This window comes from Thermostilla marina (genome assembly GCF_054657455.1).
The window spans coordinates 4,256,068-4,273,357 of sequence record NZ_BAAHYR010000001.1 but is presented as its reverse complement, the minus strand read 5'-3'; the positions used below and the strand labels follow the sequence as shown (position 1 = coordinate 4,273,357).

Annotated in this window: 10 protein-coding genes; 6 read left to right on the top strand and 4 right to left on the bottom strand. The window is 61.5% G+C overall.

Features of this window, described 5'->3' with window-relative positions:
• Nucleotides 1-277: 277 nt before the first annotated feature.
• From rfaE2 to ACYQ2I_RS15450, 3 genes are all read left to right on the top strand, one after another.
• Entirely contained in the window at nt 278-1,780 is a 1,503-nt protein-coding gene (gene rfaE2 / locus ACYQ2I_RS15460; RefSeq protein WP_460167929.1) for a D-glycero-beta-D-manno-heptose 1-phosphate adenylyltransferase, read from the top strand.
• A 59-nt stretch (nt 1,781-1,839) separates the two neighbouring features.
• Complete coding sequence (gene waaF / locus ACYQ2I_RS15455) at nt 1,840-2,886, top strand: lipopolysaccharide heptosyltransferase II (protein WP_460167928.1); 1,047 nt, start codon at nt 1,840-1,842, stop codon at nt 2,884-2,886.
• Nucleotides 2,887-2,948: 62 nt separating this feature from the next.
• The gene (locus tag ACYQ2I_RS15450) at nt 2,949-3,806 is read left to right on the top strand and encodes a glycosyltransferase family 2 protein (protein WP_460167927.1); all 858 of its coding nucleotides are present in this window, start codon (nt 2,949-2,951) and stop codon (nt 3,804-3,806) included.
• Nucleotides 3,807-3,833: 27 nt separating this feature from the next.
• Here the strand turns inward: ACYQ2I_RS15450 and ACYQ2I_RS15445 are convergent, their stop codons facing one another.
• The 3 genes from ACYQ2I_RS15445 to ACYQ2I_RS15435 form a co-directional block, all read right to left on the bottom strand.
• Complete coding sequence (locus tag ACYQ2I_RS15445) at nt 3,834-4,901, bottom strand: ferrochelatase (protein WP_460167926.1); 1,068 nt, start codon at nt 4,899-4,901, stop codon at nt 3,834-3,836.
• 420 nt (nt 4,902-5,321) lie between these two features.
• Nucleotides 5,322-5,774, bottom strand: coding sequence for a hypothetical protein (locus tag ACYQ2I_RS15440; protein WP_460167925.1), 453 nt, complete (start codon nt 5,772-5,774; stop codon nt 5,322-5,324).
• 405 nt (nt 5,775-6,179) lie between these two features.
• Nucleotides 6,180-7,460: a tetratricopeptide repeat protein gene (locus ACYQ2I_RS15435; RefSeq protein WP_460167924.1), complete on the bottom strand. Its 1,281-nt coding sequence runs from the start codon at nt 7,458-7,460 to the stop codon at nt 6,180-6,182.
• A gap of 396 nt (nt 7,461-7,856) precedes the next feature.
• On the opposite strand from ACYQ2I_RS15435, the gene ACYQ2I_RS15430 reads away from it, so the two are divergent.
• Nucleotides 7,857-9,173 carry a glucuronyl esterase domain-containing protein gene (locus ACYQ2I_RS15430; protein ID WP_460167923.1) on the top strand — a complete coding sequence of 439 codons (1,317 nt, stop codon included), beginning with the start codon at nt 7,857-7,859 and terminating at the stop codon, nt 9,171-9,173.
• 656 nt (nt 9,174-9,829) lie between these two features.
• Here the strand turns inward: ACYQ2I_RS15430 and ACYQ2I_RS15425 are convergent.
• A complete protein-coding gene (locus ACYQ2I_RS15425; RefSeq protein ID WP_460167922.1) occupies nt 9,830-14,218 on the bottom strand; it encodes a tetratricopeptide repeat protein in 4,389 nt (1,462 codons plus the stop codon).
• 403 nt (nt 14,219-14,621) lie between these two features.
• Here ACYQ2I_RS15425 and ACYQ2I_RS15420 point away from each other — a divergent pair, with 403 nt between their 5' ends.
• Together ACYQ2I_RS15420 and ACYQ2I_RS15415 are read left to right on the top strand one after the other, a co-directional pair.
• Nucleotides 14,622-15,680 (top strand): polysaccharide biosynthesis/export family protein, encoded by a 1,059-nt coding sequence (locus tag ACYQ2I_RS15420; RefSeq protein WP_460167760.1) that lies wholly within the window; start codon nt 14,622-14,624, stop codon nt 15,678-15,680.
• Between the two features lie 218 nt (nt 15,681-15,898).
• Nucleotides 15,899-17,284: a hypothetical protein gene (locus ACYQ2I_RS15415; RefSeq protein ID WP_460167921.1), complete on the top strand. Its 1,386-nt coding sequence runs from the start codon at nt 15,899-15,901 to the stop codon at nt 17,282-17,284.
• Nucleotides 17,285-17,290: the final 6 nt, after the last annotated feature.

Sequence of the window (17,290 nt, the reverse complement as noted above, 5' to 3'; positions counted from 1 at the left end):
CCATCTTTTCTAGTTAATTGCCTATTTTGTCTACGCGGTCGACAGCCGGGGCGATGTCGTATTGCCGCATGATGGCCACGGCGCTTATCGACATAGACGCAAACCTTGCGAGTGTGGTACATTGCGCACGCGGGGCAATCTGTTCCGGCCGATCTGGGATGAAAAACAAGGGTGGCCGGAACGCATTGTCACAGGGACGTCGACACGAGCGACCGCCTGGATCGCAGAAAAACGCGACAGGCCGCCCTCGCGGCTCGGTGAACACGGAAGCGCACGGATGCATACGAAGCTATCGCAATTTTTGCAATCGGGCACACGACCCCGCATCTTCTTGGCGGGCGACGTGATGCTGGATCACTACCTGTGGGGCAAGGTCGAACGCATCAGCCCCGAGGCGCCGATTCCTATCTTGCACGTCGATCGAGAGGAGTTCCGCTTGGGCGGGGCCGGTTCGGTGGCGACCATGCTGGCGGCGCTCGAGGCGGATGTCGTGCTCGGCGGTGTGATCGGTGAAGACGCTGCCGGAGAACGTGTTCGCGGGATGCTCGACGCCCTGGGAATCGACACCGAATCCCTGTTGGTCGATCGCTCGCGGCGCACGACCGTCAAACAAAGGCTATTGGGCGGAAGCTGGCAGCGCACGCCGCATCACATGATGCGCGTCGACTGGGAGGATCGGCACACGATTGCCGACGATCTGTGCGATTCGATCTTGCGATCGTTGCGACTGCGGGCGGCACAAATCGACCTGGTCTTGATTTCGGATTACGCCAAGGGCGTATGCGGTGATCGTTTGCTGCGCGGGGCGATCGAGATCGCCGCCGAATCGGGCGTGCCGGTCATTGCCGATCCGATCCGTGACGCCGATTACGCTCGCTACGCAGGGTGCGCGTGCATCACGCCCAATCGTGTCGAGGCCTCGCAAGCGACGGGCATCACGATCAAGACGGTCGAAGACGCCCTTGCCGCAGGTGAAAGGCTAGTCGACCTGGGGATCGAAGCGGTCGCCGTCACCTTGGATCGCGACGGGATCGTGTGGGTCGACCGAGAGGGCAATCTTGCACATTTCCCGTGCCGGGCTCGGCAAGTGGCCGACGTGACCGGGGCGGGCGACATGGTGTTGTCGGTCATCGGTACCGCTTTCGCCCTGGGGGCCGATTTCACCGTGGCCATGGAACTGGCCAACTTGGCGGGCGGCCTGGAAGTCGAACACTTGGGGGTCGTGCCGTTGACCCGCGCCGATCTGCTGCGGGAACTCAACGAACAACTGGCGATTCGCGCCGCCGGGACGAAAGTCGTGACGGTGGAGCAACTGTTGCCCGAATTGCGCCGGTTGCGGGCAGCGGGCAAGCAAATCGTCATGACCAACGGTTGTTTCGACCTCTTGCATCCCGGGCATGTGGCATCGCTTCAAGAGGCCAAACGGCTCGGCGATTGCCTGGTGGTGGGATTGAACAGTGATCGCAGTGTCAAGGAGCTCAAGGGGCCGCAGCGGCCGGTCATCGATCAACAAGGACGGGCCGAGATGTTGGCCGCGTTGGAGTGTGTCGATTACGTGGTCGTGTTCGACGAGGCGAGCGTGGCGCCTTTGGTCGAGAAGATCAAGCCCGACGTCCTCGTCAAAGCGTCGCAATATCCGAAGGAACAAATCGTCGGTTGGCAAATCGTCGAGGAGAACGGCGGACGCGTCGTCCCCGTGCCCATGAAGGGCGATTATTCGACGACCCGTTTGATCGAAAAGGCCCGAGGCGTCGATTCCCGTCAGCGTCGCGCATCGTAGCCGTCGGCTCGGGCAGTCGGGAACGGTTGCGAACGTTCTCGTCCCCGGGAGGAAATCCCATGAAAGTCGGCCTCTTTCTTCCGAACTGGTTGGGCGACCTGGTGATGGCCGGACCGGCCGTCCGCGCCGTGCGCCGGCATTTCGGCGGCGATGCGAGGATCGTCGGCATCTTGCGACCGAACCTTGCCGACGTGTTCGACGGAACCGACTGGCTCGACGCGCAATGGTATTTCGATCCGCGCGATCGCGATGAACGCGTCGGCACGGCCCGGCTGATTCACTGCTTGCGCCGCGAGCGCTTCGACACGGTCCTTTTGTTTACAAATTCGTTGCGGACGGCGTTGATTGCGCTGTTCGGCGGTGCGAAACGGCGCGTCGGATACGCCCGCAACGGCCGCGGGCCGCTGTTGACCGACGCCTTGCCGTATCACGGCGGTAGGCATTTGCCCTCGCCGATGGTCGATTACTACCTGGCGTTGGCCGGAGCGATCGGATGCCCGGCGGACGACCGAACCTTGGAATTGCACACCACGCCGGTGGGCGAACTGGCCGCGGAACGCATCTGGCGCGACCTTCGATTGCGACGCGACGGACGCGTCGTCGCCCTGCATACCGGGGGCGCCTACGGGGCGGCGAAACGTTGGCCGGTAGAGCATGCGGCGGCGTTGGCACGTCGCATCGTCGACGAACTGCAATACGAGGTTTTGGTCCTGTGCGGTCCTAAAGAACGCGAAACGGCCTCGCAGATCGGTGCCGCGGCCGACCGGCCGCAGGTGCGGACGTTGGCAGGGCAACCCTTGAGCCTGGCCGCCGTCAAATCGTGTTTGGCACGTTGCTGTTTGTTCGTGGGAACGGACAGCGGGCCTCGCCATGTAGCGGCGGCGCTCGGTAAACCGGTAGTGACGTTGTTTGGTCCGACATCGCCGCGGTGGGTCGAAAACTCCACTGTCGCGGCAGTCGATGTCGTCAATTTGTTGCCGTGCGCCCCCTGCGCGCGACGAACCTGCCCTGAAAAACATCACCGCTGCATGCAGGAACTGTCGCCGGACACCGTTTTTGAACAGGTCGCCGGGCTACTTCGCGGCGGGGCGGTTCGCGCCGCGTGAATCTCGCCGCCGAACCGCTTGCAACGGGGACTATGAGAACCGATCGGGAGGAATTTGCGGTCATGAAGCCGCCGATCACCGTGTTGATTCCGTGCAAGAACGAAGTGCATCACATCGCGGCTTGCATCGCCTCGGCCAAGCCGATTGCCGATGAGATCTTGATCGCCGATAGCGGCTCGACCGACGGCACATTGGAACTAGTGCGCTCGCTCGGCGACTACCGAATCATCGAACGTGAGTATGTTCACTCGGCCGACTTCAAGAACTGGGCAATTCCGCAGGCGAAGAACGATTGGATCCTGGTTCTCGATGCCGACGAGCGTTTGACGCCCGCGCTGCGGGAAGAAATTCAGGCCCTCTTTGCGAACGGGGCGCCGCCGCAAGACGGCTACCGCGTGCGATTCGCGCCGTATTTCTTGGGGAGGCCGATCCGCCATTGCGGGTGGAACACGACGACCTCGATCCGACTGTTTCGACGCAGCGTGGGACGTTACAGTACGCGCCGCGTTCATGCCGACGTGATCGTCGAGTCGGGGAAGGTCGGCATGTTGCACCACAAGATCGAGCATTACACGTGCACGTCGCTGGAACGCTGGATGGAGAAACGCAATCGCTACACCGAACGCGGGGCCGAAGAGCTTTTCGCCGCCGGTCGCAAGGTTTCGCCGTTAGAGTTGTTTTTCCGGCCGTGCTTTCACTTCTTCAAGTCGTACGTGCTGCGGGCGGGTTTCCTCGACGGAACCGCTGGCTTGATCGTTTGTCTCGATGATGCGTTTTCGGCGTTCTTGAAGTACGCCAAGCTGTGGGAAAAGTACGAGACGATGCGACAACGGCAGGCCGATGCCGAGACGAACCATCAGACCGTGCGCCGGCCGTATTTCGCTGAACGCGAAAAGACCGAAAAGATGTCGGGGCGTTAAACGGCAGCGGCCGTCGGCCCGGATACCTCACGAACGTGAGGGACGACGCGGAGGAGGGCAGCAGTCCGCCGGGCACACAAGGGGACATGCCGGAATCGTACCGGCGCTCGGCGAAGTGCGACCTGCGGCCAGGTCGTCAACCATATCGGCGATCATCGTGACGAAACGGGGATGCGTTCCGGCCGTTTCGGCTCGCACCAGCGGAATCCCCAATTCCGACGCGACAGTCGCAGCCTCCACGTCCAAATCGTACAAGACTTCCAAGTGATCCGAGAGAAACCCGATCGGGCAAAGCAACACGGCTGTTTCAGGTGATTCGGCCGCAATCGCGCGTAAATGATTGAGGATGTCGGGTTCCAGCCACGGAACGTGGGGCGGGCCGCTGCGGCTTTGGTATACCAATTCCCACGATTCGATTCCGACTCGTTCGGCAGTGAGACGACACGCCTCGCGCAATTGATCGCAATACGGGCTCGTCTCGGCCATCGCAAGCGGAATGCTGTGGGCGGTGAAGACCAATCGCACTTGGGATGGTGCCGAATCGGTTAACCGCTGAAGCGCCTCTTGCACGCGATCGACCATTGTGTCGATGAAACCGGGATGCAGTCCGCAAAGCGGCAACCGGTCGATAGCCGGTGCCTTGTCTCCCACGGCGGCGCGTGCGCGGGCGATATCTTCCAGGTATTGCCGACATCCCGAATACGACCCAAAGGCCGAAGTAATGAATGCCGCCGCGCGATGAATGCCGGCCTCGGCCATCTCGGAAAGCGTTTCTTCCAAGAGCGGATGCCAATTCCGGTTGCCCAGGTAGCAACGGAGCGGCCGATTACGGCGGGCAAACTCATCGGTCAGTGCCTTCAACAACGCTCGATTCTGGTCGTTGATCGGGCTTCGGCCGCCGAAGTGGTAATAATGCTCGGCGACTTCTTCGAGGCGTTCACGCGGCACGTTTCTTCCGGCGACCACGCGTTCCAAAAACGGCATCACATCGTCGGCACATTCCGGCCCGCCGAACGAGACGAGCAGGAAAGCGTCGAACGGACTGCCGTTCTCCTCGCGAGATGCAACATGTGGGCTTGAAGGTCGATCCGCCATTATTTCCTACGGTAACGCGGCGCGGTTACTTTTTGGTCTTGAGCTTTTTGGGAGCGCAGAGGTGCTTTTTCTTGGCGGCATAGCGACCGCAGTCCTTGCACTTGAATTTTGCGTCCTTCGTTCGTTCCGGGGGCAGGCCTTCTTCACAAGCTTTTTTCGACATGGTCGTTCCGATCGATTCGTCACTACGAAAACGACGAGTGTTCACAAGGGGCATTGTTCGCCCCGAAACCGTCCAGGGCAAGACGCCCGCGCCGACAAAGGAACCGACCGCCGCGGATCGGAGTGAATCCGGGCGGTCGGCGGGCCCTCTCGTGGTGGACGCGTGGGGGCTCCCGTTGCCGCGGCGATCTCGGCCGTCGCAGGCGCGACTCACGAAGCAAGGCAACGGGCGTCGAAGGACGTTTTCTGATTTGTTGCTCAAATCTCCGGATGGTCGGACGGATCGTCGACGATCGACAGAAATCGACCGCCGCTTTCGTACCACCCGTGCCGCGTGAATTGACACCATCGCAAATCCATCAGTAGGCTCAATCGACGTTCGCCGGTGTCAAGGGTGGCGATGACCCGCCGGTAGGGCAAAGGCTTCGGATGGTAGAATCCCAGGCCTGCCTCCGAAATGGACTTGCCGACGACGACGCTCGCCGGGCCGATGGGCGACGTTCCTTGATCGCCTACCGGGGAGATTCGGATCAAAAAAGGAAACGGAAACCGTTGTTCACAGCGCCGTTCTTCCAGTTCCGCGGGATCATAGACCGAAAGCACGAGGCCGCGGACCTGCGAGCGGATTTCAACCGGCACGGCCGATTCTGCGTCGATTGCCGGAACTCCCGAATCGCCGCGGAACACCGAATTGGCCAATAACGTTTCCATTGCTCGATTCTCCCGGACTATCGACGATGCCGTTGCGGCACCGTGGGCATCCTTTGCGCAGATGCACCGCCGGAGCCGCATTCACAGTTTGTGCTCGCAGAAGGGTCCTCGGCCCGTGTCGCGGCGCGGAATCTCTCGCTCGATTTCCGTTGCGGGGATGCCGAAACCGCGAGACAAATCGATCCGGTCGCCGTGTTCGGCAAATCGTCGGTCGACGAAGGGGCGTAGATCACGCACCCCTCTTAGACAAGGACGCTTTTTGTATTGCCCCCCGATCTGGTGATTGTTTAGGCTCACCAACGAAAACCTAGGTCACAATCCGGGGGGAGTCAAATCGAAAAGTCCGAGGTGCGCGGGGCCGGGAGAAGCCTGCCGACGCTTGTGCCGTTTGTTCGGGCGGTGGTCTTAGAACGAGACGGCGCTTTCCGTCCGTTCCCGCGATTCGACTTGCGAGACGAGTTCGGCCAGCGAATTCTGCGGAAGAAGACGACCGGCCTGTTCGACGAGTCGGCGGGCGTCGTCGAAACGGCCTTGATCGCAAAGCGCGGCGACTTGACGGCGTTGCAGTTGAAGATAATTGCGAACCAACGGCGGATAGCGGTTGTCGCAACGCAATCCCTCTTCGATCAAGCGAACCGCTCCCGAGACATTTTCCTGCGAGGCCAGTGAGATCGCCCAGTTGTTGAGCGTGGCCAGCAGGTTTTCCCTAGCCGTCCGGTTGTCCGGATCGAGCAGAAGCGATTTGCGGTTGGCCGCTGCGGCATCGGCAAAGTGTCCGTCGAGCAGTAAGTCGACGCCTAGGTTGTAGTAGATCGTACCTACCAGTTCGACCGGTGTGACGGCCCGGGCGAGAGTTGCCGATTCGTTTTCGGTACCGCTGCGTTTGAGCCACTTGTCGCGCAGTTCTTGCCACACCTCGGCCGAATCGCGACCTTCGATGAGTTCGAACCAGCGGGCGCAGGTCGTTTCGACGACCAAGGGGCCTTCCGGTGTCGTAACGCGACAGTAGGCGTGTGAGGGAAGTTGGATGTTCGTTACGACCAGCCCGACCGACTCGCCGAGATAGCGAAAGATCAAACTGCCGGTGACGCAGTTGAATTGCCCGTCGTCGAGTACCTGCGCGGGAGACGAGGCTTGCAGACGGTATCCCGACGTCGTGATATGGGCGTACATGTACTCGAACACCGCTTTCGCCCTTTGGCGGACGGATAATCGCTCGACGCCTGCATCGCGAAGTGCCTGTGCGTGCGATTCGAAACGCACGCGATAGGCATCGAGCTGCTCGCGGTCGGCAACACCCCCGGCGATCAAGGCGGCCTCCAGGTAGCTGAAATCGTCCCAGCGGCCGTCCAAGCCGTCACGGAGCATCCGCCGTTCCAGGCCGCGAACTTGTTGCAGGACTTCTTCGGGCGAGCCCCAATCGACGTTCCGAGACAAGTCGGCCGATTCGTCGGCGGATTGCACCGACGTCGAAGACGATTCGCTTGCTCGTGTGTTCGGATCTAGAGGAAGCCGTCCGGCGAACGACTCGGCCGGTGCTACGCGATTGTCCGTGTGCTTTTGTTTTGGTGCTGCGGCGGCGGCACCGGGTAAGCACCAAGCGAGCAACGCCGTCGTCGTCAGCAACAGGCGTGTTGCACGGGTGAAACTTTGAGCGACCGGTGTGAAACGCACAGATTCCGGCACAGGCGATGTTTCCGTCATGCGTGGTGGGGCGATGGGTGGGATTGTGCGGTTTGCAACGGTTCGGTGTGTGGGGTAAACACCCCGGGTTGCCGAAACTATACGTCGCAAAAAGGCAACATGCCAAACCGCTCCGCACTCTTTGGGAGGGGTTTTTTGAGAAGCTGTTTCGGTCGTAGCGGAAGTGCGGAATAGGAATCGCCCGGCGCCCGCGGAAGGTTTCTGACGCGGCCCACGTTGCCGTCGTGATCGGTGGGGTAACATGCCTCGACGTTGCAGGCGGTCGAACGGCGGCCGACGAGGCGGAAATTCTTTCTTCGGGGCTTATCGGTGATTAGGATGGTGAGCACCGGTACGGTTGGAACATTTGTCAACCTCGCTTGTGGGGGAAGATGTGCCATGAGACACGACGGTAAGTGGATTTCATACCGGACCGCAGCAATCTTGGTCGTGCTTGCAGCGATGGGCGTTGCGGCGACAGCCGCGCCGCCGGGAACGAATTATGACGAGGCCAAGGTGCCGAAGTACGAGCTTCCCGATCCGCTGGTGTGCGAAGACGGTACCCCCGTCCGGGATGCGAAGACCTGGTTCGAGAAACGCCGCCCCGAATTGCTGGCATTGTTCGAGTCGGAAGTGTACGGCAAGATGCCGCCGCGTCCGCCGGAAATGAGTTTTCGCGTCCGTTCGACGGCCGACGACGCATTGGAAGGGAAGGCCGTCCGGCGCGAAGTCCGCGTGTATTTTTCGGCGAAAAAGGATGAGGGTCCGTGGATGGATATCTTGATCTATTTGCCGAAACAGGCGAAGCGGCCCGTGCCGGTTTTCGTCGGACTCAACTTCTCGGGGAATCACGCGATCCATTCCGATCCGGGAATCACGCTATCGACGTCGTGGATGCGCGACAAGACGCCGGGCGTCGTCGATCATCGCGCGACCGAGGCGTCGCGGGGTGTCAGCGCGTCGCGATGGCCGGTGGAGTACATCTTGGAGAACGGCTTCGGACTGGCAACCATCTATTACGGCGACATCGATCCCGACTTCGATGACGGTTTTCAAAACGGCGTTCATCCGCTGTTCTACAAACCGGGACAAACGAAACCGGCACCGGACGAATGGGGTTCGATCGGCGCGTGGGCCTGGGGCTTGAGCCGAGCGATGGACTATTTCGAGACCGACGACGACATCGATCATCGCCGCGTAGCGGTCTTGGGCCATTCGCGTTTGGGAAAGACGGCGCTTTGGGCGGGAGCCTCCGATCCGCGATTCGCGCTGGTCATTTCGAACGATTCCGGGTGCGGCGGTGCAGCCTTGAGCCGTCGCCGATTCGGCGAGACGGTCGCGCGGATCAATACCGTCTTCCCGCACTGGTTTTGCGATAACTTCAATCGTTACAACGACAACGAAGACGCTCTGCCGGTCGATCAGCACGAATTGATCGCGTTGATCGCACCGCGACCCGTGTACATTGCCAGCGCGTCGGAGGACTTGTGGGCCGATCCGCACGGCGAATTTTTGGCGGCGAAAGCGGCCGACCCCGTGTATCGGTTGCTTATCGGTGAAGGACTGCCGGTCGACGAGATGCCGCCGGTCGATCAGCCCGTCATGGGACGCATCGGATATCATATCCGCACCGGCAAACACGACCTGACGTTGTACGACTGGCAACAGTACGTTGCATTCGCCAAGCGGTGGCTGATGCCCGACGCCGACAAATAAAGGGCTTCCGGCGTGTGTCTTTTGTCCTCGCGACAGTGAGCGCAGAAAAAAGGCCCCCGGAAAGGCGGCGTCCCAGGGGGGCGGAGGACACATGACGTTTCCGGGAGCGATTGGATTGTTGCGGCCCGTGTTTGGACCGCCGATTGCCGTCGGATTCCCGTTGCCTAGGCGCACCTTCGGCGCCGTGCGTTTGGGGGAATCCCTCTCGGTTATGCCCGAAGCCGCCTGGAAAAGCCTCCATGCCTCCGGTCGGCTTCGCGGTTCGCGGGTTTCGCCGGAAGGCGCCCCAATGCGAACCCATCCACGTGGATGACGCGTGGTTTGTCGATGTCTATTCGGCGTGTTCGAGGATGTTCCGCACGCCGCACGACGATCATTGTTTCGTTCGTAGGGCGAAAGGTTAGGACTTTTCGCCGAGGCGGTCAAGGTCGATTTGTCGGCTTTTGGACGTCCGTTCTGCACTTGCTTGAAGAACGCCGTCGAACCCTCGAATCGGCCTCGACTTGTTCCGGAGCATATCGCATTTTCGCCGAATCGGGCAAGAGCAGTTCGAAGCGATTTCTGTCGCTGCACGACTAGGTCGCCGGATATGGAAAAATCCCCTCGCGACCGTCGGATCACGATGAAAAGACGCGAATTCCGAGCGTCGATCGGTCTTACTTCGGGGCCGATTCCGCCGAGCTTTCGTCGAAATCGGCGGCCTCGATTTGCCGGATCAGGGATTCGAACGCATCGCGTTCCGGAGGCGGGATTTCGCCGACGTCGAATCGGGGATCCTCGCGGGCGGCATCCAATTCGGCGGCTGCGGCGACCTTGTCGCCCGACAGCCACAGGGCGTGGATCAGGTGGAAGCGAGCCAGCGTCGATTCGGCTTCTGAGAGTGCCCGGCGTGCCGTGACGACGGCATCGGCATAAGCACCCTGACGGATTTGCACCAAGGCCAACGTGTCGCAAAGGTCGCCCGACGGGCCGAGATGGTCGATCGCCCGCTCGATCAAGGTACGGGCTTCGTCGGCACCTCCATCGGTGACGACCAACGCATAAGCCATGTTGTTTTGCACCGTCGCCAACTCCAACGGGGTCAGGTCGTCACGCTTGAGAATCTCACGGTACAGAGGAACGAGCCGATCGTACTCGCCTAGATGATGGTAGAAGTTGGCCTCTTGTAGGGGAACGACCTTGTCGCCGGGGAGCTTTTCTTTCGCCTCGGCGAGATAGGCTTCGATGCGTTCGGCAATCGGCTCGGGAATTTGACGTGTGTATTTGACCGTGCCGACGACCGTCTTCAGTAAAAGCGGGAGAGGGATGCTTTCTTTCAATGTGTCACACAGGTCGAGGGCTTCCTCGGTACGGCCTCGACGCCCTAAGAAGGCCGCCAACGACAACGCCGCTTGGGGTTGAGATTCGGCTGCCCGACGCAGATAGCGTTCCGCCGCATCGTACAGCTCGAGCTGTTCGGCGAGATCGGCGCAGGCGGCCAAGACCGATAGTTTGCGCGATTCATCGGTGCTCGCGATCAGGTCGTCGAGTAGGGCAACAGCCCTGTTGCGGTCGCCGTCTCGAACAGCCAGACGAACTTCCAACGCGGTCGTCGAAGGATTGTTCGGTTGCAGCTTGCGGAGGGCTTCCAATCGGGGCGTGATTTCTTCCTTGGGGGCGTTATGCTCGATCAACCGGCGGCAAAAGGTCGTCAAGTACAACGGATTCTGTGGGTCCGTTTCGAGCAGCGCGATCATTTCGACGCGGCAATCGCCCCACCGATTCAATTCGTCGTAGAGCACCGCCAAGCGGAAACGGTCTTCCGCGGGCAGGCCGCCCAGGCGACGACGGATCGTTTCGTACAGTTCGACCGCCTCATTGCGGAAACGGCGCTCGGGTCTGCCGGCTAGAAGACGGGCCAGCACGATCCGGTCGATGTCGGTCGTCTCTTCGTTCAGGTTCGCTTCGATGAGGGAACGGGATTGTTGGAACGCTCGGTAATCGTTTGATGCCGCCAAGGCCGCCGCCAATTCGCGGCGCACGGCGCGAATCAGAGTGCCGTGGTCACTTTCGCGTTCGGCAAGTTGGAAAGCACGGCGAAGTTTGGTTTGAGCGTCATCGACGGCGCCGCGTCGCATGTCGAAGGCCGCCGCGCGGCGCAGCAAGGTCACATCGTCGGGTGATTGTTTGAGCAGGCGGTCGTAGGCCGCCGCCGCTTCACGCGGGTTCCCCAAGATTTCCCAGGCGACCGCCCGAACGCGATCGAGCGCAATGTCATTCAGGTGTGCCTCGGCCTTTTCCAGGGCCGCCGAGGCTTCGTCGCGATTGCCCGCTTGAGCCAAGACGCCGATCAGGCCCGCCCAAGCGTCGGGCCAGTCGGGAGCCAGGTCGACGAGACGGCGGAATGCATCGATAGATTCGTCCAAGCGGCCGACGCGGGCGGTAAGGCGACCGTACCAAAGTAGCTCGATCGGCGCGGGCGAATCGCCGAGGCTTGTCTTGGCTGTTTCGACGGCCGCTTGCGGGGCGCCCGACCGCAACAAAAGCTCGGCGTCGATTTTTTTCATCCCCGACGAAAGCCGCTGTTCGGGCAGTGAGGCCAGAATCGAGCGGGCCTCGTCAAACCGGCCCAACACGAACAACAGCCGAACGAGACGCTCGACCATCCGCCCCGAGAGCAACCCTTGCGAGTAGACCTCACCATACAAGCGTACCGCTTCTTCCAAGTCGCCTGTCAGCAGCGCGCAGTCGCCTTGAAGACGTCGCGTTTCGTTCCAGCCCGGTTGTAGTTTCTCGACTCGTTCCAGCATTTCGCGGGCACGGGAGACGTGTTCGTTGCGTGCAGCGGGCGAATCGGCACGCTGCGCGAGAGCCAGCGATCGGACGGCCTCGGCGTAGGCGGCCGCTGCGGATGACTCGCCGGCTAAGTCGGCGATCTCTTGGGCACGTCGTTCGATCGCCTCGATGTCACCTTGCTCACGCGCCAGCTCCAGCAACAGGCGTCGCGTTTCGATGTCTTGGGGATCGAGTGTGGCAACACGCTCCCAGCAGGTCTTCGCGGCATCCAAATCGCCTGCGCGAAGGTAAGCGGCTGCCGTCAAACGCAATAAATCGGCCTGCACGGTGTCATCGAGTTCTTGCAGAGAACGTTCGATGTGCGCGAGACGTTCTTCGGCTTGGGAAGGGTCGAGGTATGCCGTCGCGCTGATTTCGGCGCGAAGGAAGGCGGCCGAATCGTCGGCCTCGGCCTTACCGGCTTCAAGCACGTCGAAGGCCTCGTCGACGCGACCGGCCGCGCAGAGGATCTTGGCTTTTGCGATCGGCAATAGTGCCTTCGAATCGTCGGACGCGGTGCCGGAGGCTTGAGCGTCGGACGACTCAGCATCGAGGTCGGCCAGTGCCTTGTCCACTTCGCCCAAGGCGGCCAGGTATTCGGCGTGTAAGATTCGCAGTCGCACCGGCGGCACGCTTCCGGCCTTTTCGACCTGTCGGTAGATTTCGCCGAATCGCTTGCGCAAGGTTGCGTCGAGGGGACGACGGCCGACCGCCGCCGCCAGGCAACGCAGTCGTGCACCCGCCAACGCCGGCTGGCGTACGAGCCAGCTTTCGCCCTGTGTCGCGGCCAGATCATCCAACTCGCGCAGGGCAGCCTCAAAACGATTCAGATGGTATAACGCCAAAGCGTGATTGGCCCGAAGCAGCAGCGACGACGGATGATCGCGCAGTAGCACTTCGTAGATTCCCAAGGCGCGATCCCACCAACCGCGTCGAGCATGGCATTCGGCCAGCCCGCGACCGACTTCCAATCGCAGGTGCGGGTTCTGTACCGATTGGAGCCATAATCGTTCGTACGTTTGAATCGCCGTGTCGATTTCACCGCGTGCCGCTGCGATTTTTGCCGTCCAGAATTCGAGGACGGTTCGCTCGAATCCGGCCTGACGCATTCGATCGAGCACGTCGTTGGCGGCTTCGAGATCGGGGGGCCGCCGTTGAAGGTAGACTTCGGCCAGATCGATCAGGTGTTTTGGATCACGGTCGGCCAACTTCGACAAGGCCGTCGCCACCAAGTCGTGATCGCCGGTTTCTTCGCCCAACTTCAATTCGGCGGTCAATACCCGCTGGTCGTTCTGGGCGTTCTTGCGGGCTTCAGCCAACAGGGTCGAGGCTTTTTCGAGGTCGCCCTCGTGTAATGCCAAGGCGAATCCGACGAGAATCGTTTCCAGATCATGGCCCAAGCCGGACTTCGACGCGGCCTCGTAATCGGCGCGAGCCCGAATGAGGGCTTGCTTTCGTTCTTGTGGTATCGAGGTGGTTTCGGCGACCCACACGTAATAGGCTGCACGCTGCGTCAACGCCGCGGGCACATCCGCATTGTTGGCCACCATCGCGTCGATGACGGCTTCGGCCGACTCCGTGTCGCGCAACGCTTCGCTCCGGTACGTTTGGGCCAGCAGCACGTAGGCTTCCAAGCAGTCGGGGCGGCGTCGGATGACCTCTTGCAGCTCCGCTACGGCTTCCGTTTCGCGAGCGAGAGCCAGATGGCAACGTGCGCGATTCAATCGCAACTTCGGATCGTCGGGTCGGCGTTCCAAGAGCGTGTCGAGGTAGCCTTCGGCGGCATCCCAAATGCGCAAGCGAACGGCCAAATCTGCCAGGCCTTCCAGGACATCCTCGTTGTCGGGAACCTTGTTGGCTGCGATACGCAGCGTTTGATACGCATTGTGCGCAAGCTGCGCGTTGTCGGGTGAGTTGAGAAATTGGGCGTAAACGGCAAGGGCCAAGCGTACGCGAACCTGCGAGTCCCCCGGGCGCATGCGAAGATATTCATCGTAGTTTCGGACGGCCTCGGACAATTGCTTGGCGTACGTCTCGCGGTCGCCCTGCGCTTTGGCTTCTTCCGCAGCTTGCTCGGCTGCTTCGGCCCGAGCCAGGATTCGCTCTGTCGTTTCGCCGAGCTGCTTGCCGTGCCACCATCGAACGGCGAAGACGAGTACCGCCACCACCGCAATTGAAACGAGAATCAACGGCCAATTGGGTTTCCAGCGTTTAGCGGCGGATGCCTGCATGACGGATCGTGCTCTCCGCGGAAGCGGTTGACGAGGGATTGCCGGGAGCTCCCTGCTTCAGGGGGAAGTCTCACTGCCCAAAGAGTTCATCTTTGTTGACGTTCCGACCGAAATCAAGGCGTTGCAGTTTTGGGGCGGATTGGCGGAGAGATTCTCTCAAAACGACCGGAACGGGAAGAATCGGAAAAGTTGCTGGTAAGGTTTGCCGATTATTCCGACAGCACTGGTTATGCCGGTCGTGCCGCGCCGTCGTCGATGACGGTCGAATAGCCCCTGACAGGGGGTGAGGAAAACGTGTCCGGCAGGCAAGTTTCGTAATCTGCGTGGTCTGTTCAAGAAAAGCAGACTGCGTCGAGTTGTGTGTTCGGCACCAGACATGGGTTCAATCGGGGTACGCCCAACCATGATCGGCTTTCGACATCCCTTCGCCGCTTCGGTGTGTGTGGCCGTGTTGCTGGCCGCGACGGTCGGTTGTCAGGCGGTGAACTACCATCAGGCCTTCCAACAGCAGGGCACGCAGCCGCCGGCGGTGGAGCCGCCGCGGGAGCTGGCCAAGGTCTCGCTGCCGGCCTATCGTCTGGAACCGCCGGACATCGTCCAGATCGAGGTCCAGAAGATGGTCCCGTTGCCGCCGTATCGGCTGGAGGTCTACGACGTGCTCCAGATCGATGTGTTGGGGACGTTGTTGGATCAGCCGATCAACGGGTATTTCATGGTCGAGTCGGAGGGGACGATCAATCTCGGTCCGGCCTACGGCTCGGTGCGGGTGGTCGGGATGACGTTGGAGGAGGCCCGCTGGGCGATCGATGCCCACTTGCGGCAGATCCTCAAGGCGCCGGAGGTTTCGGTGCAGCTTGCGCGGGCGAGCGGTTTGCAGCCGATCACGGGGACGTACCTGGTGAGCCCCGACGGGACGATCAACTTGCGTCAGTACGGGGCGGTGTATGTGGCGGGGATGACGCTTCCCGAGGCCCGCGAGGCGATCGAGCGGCACTTGAGCCGATTTTTGGACAGTCCCGAGGTGTCGTTGGACGTGGCGGCGTACAACAGCAAGGTGTACTACGTGATCACGGCGGGGCCGGCGGAAGACGATTCGGTGGTGCGATTGCCCTGCACGGGCAACGAGACGGTGTTGGACGCGATTGCCCAGGTGGGCGGCATATCGCAGGTGTCGAGCAAGAAGATCTGGGTGGCGCGTCCGTCTCCGGCGGAGAACGGATGCGAGCAGATCTTGCCGGTCGATTGGGAGGCGATCACTCGGGGCGGGGACACGTCGACGAACTACCAGTTGTTGCCGGGGGACCGGGTGTTCATCGCCCACGACGAAATGATTGCGTTCAACACGTGGGTCGACAAGATGGTGGCCCCGTTCGAGCGGATCTTCGCCTTCACCTCGCTCGGTGCATCGACCGTGCGAAACGTGAAATACGTCAACAGCGACCGCGGCCTGAGCGGGTTCTAGTCGAACCACGCACGACGTTTGCAACGAGTGAAATCAAGCCGGAACAAACCGTTCTCGGATGAGGCAGTGAGACGGTAATCCGACGAATTCGAAAAAGGACGACCGAACAATCGATTGACGGGCATGTTTTCCCGGACGGCGAAGCGCGAGACTTTGCCGTTGCGGAACATCAGGAGATCGAATCGATGTTTGCACCTGGTACCACGAGGAACCGGTACATGAACAACGGCAGGAATGAGCGAACGGCACACGTCGGGGGGATGTGTGATCGACGTGTGTGGGTGGGCGGTTTGATCCTGTTGTCGATGGTGTTCCTGCCGCTTCCGGTTCATGCCGGCGGACACCGGCACCTCCACTCCGGCGGCGTGGTCGTCGCCGGGTGTCCCGATTGTGCGGCGAACGTGAGTTATTTCGGGCACTATCCGACGCACTGGCGTCCGTGGCCGGGTGAAACGCGGAAGGACACCTCTTTCCCGCAGGCGATCGGGGCCGAGACGATCCGTCGTCCGCAAGGAAGTCCGCCGCCTCAACTTCCGGTGGAAGAGGTCGAACCGGTCGTGCCGCGTCCGAGTCCGGGGCTGCTGCCCGACTCGATGATGGCGCCTCCTGAAGTGCCTGTTTCGCCGGTGGTGCCCGGCGACGTTCCGGCAACCCCGGCTCCGTCGGTACAACCTTCTCCCGAGCCGGCTCCTCCGGCGGTCGGTGAGCCCGCACCGTTCGAATTTGAACCGGCCGCCCCGGCCGCACAACCGGCACCGGTCGAATCGCAGCCGGCGCCGGCCGGCCCCGTCGTCCCCGCTGCCCCGGTTTCACCGGAACCGGCGGCACCGGAATCGCAGCCGCAACCGAACGTCGAACCGATGAGTCGGTTGCCGTCCGATCCCGTCCTGCCGGCTCTCAACGTACCGCGAAACGATCGTGAAATTCCGGCAAGCGTTCCGTTGCAGGTTCCGTTCGGTCAGGCAATGGTTCCCGACTCCTTCGGGCCTGCCCAGCCGCGTATCGACACGGAGTTGGGGGTTCCGAAATTGGGGCCGAGGCCGTCGTTGACGCAAACGCCCGCGAACAAATCGAGTACAGCAAAGTGGGTACCGGAGGTCCAGCCGATCCCGTGGAATGTTCCCACCGACGTGCCTGCTCCTGCGCCTGCCCGGCCGACCGGCTTCCAGGCGACGGCTCCCCAGGCCGTGGGTGATTGGGCGGAACAAGCGCAACCGCACCCGCAACCGATCGCCGAACAACCGGCCGCGGTTTTACCGGCGACGCCCGGGGTGGACGGCTATTGTCCCGTCGAGTTGGTCGAAAATGAGCGTTGGGTGCTCGGCGACGAACGGTGGGCGGTCGAGCATCGCGGGCGGACCTACCTGATGTCGGGACCGGAGCAGCAGCAAAAGTTCCTTGCCAATCCGGATCGGTACGCTCCCGTCTTGTCGGGATTGGACCCGGTGGCGTTCTTGGACGGCCGGCAATCGACCGCGGGGGTTACCGAATACTGTGTTGTCTATGACGGCCGACTCTATATGTTCTCCAGTGCGGACCATTTGGCCCGCTTCCGTCAAAATCCTTCGCGCTATGCGGCGTTGGCGCGGCGAACCATGTACTAGCCGAAA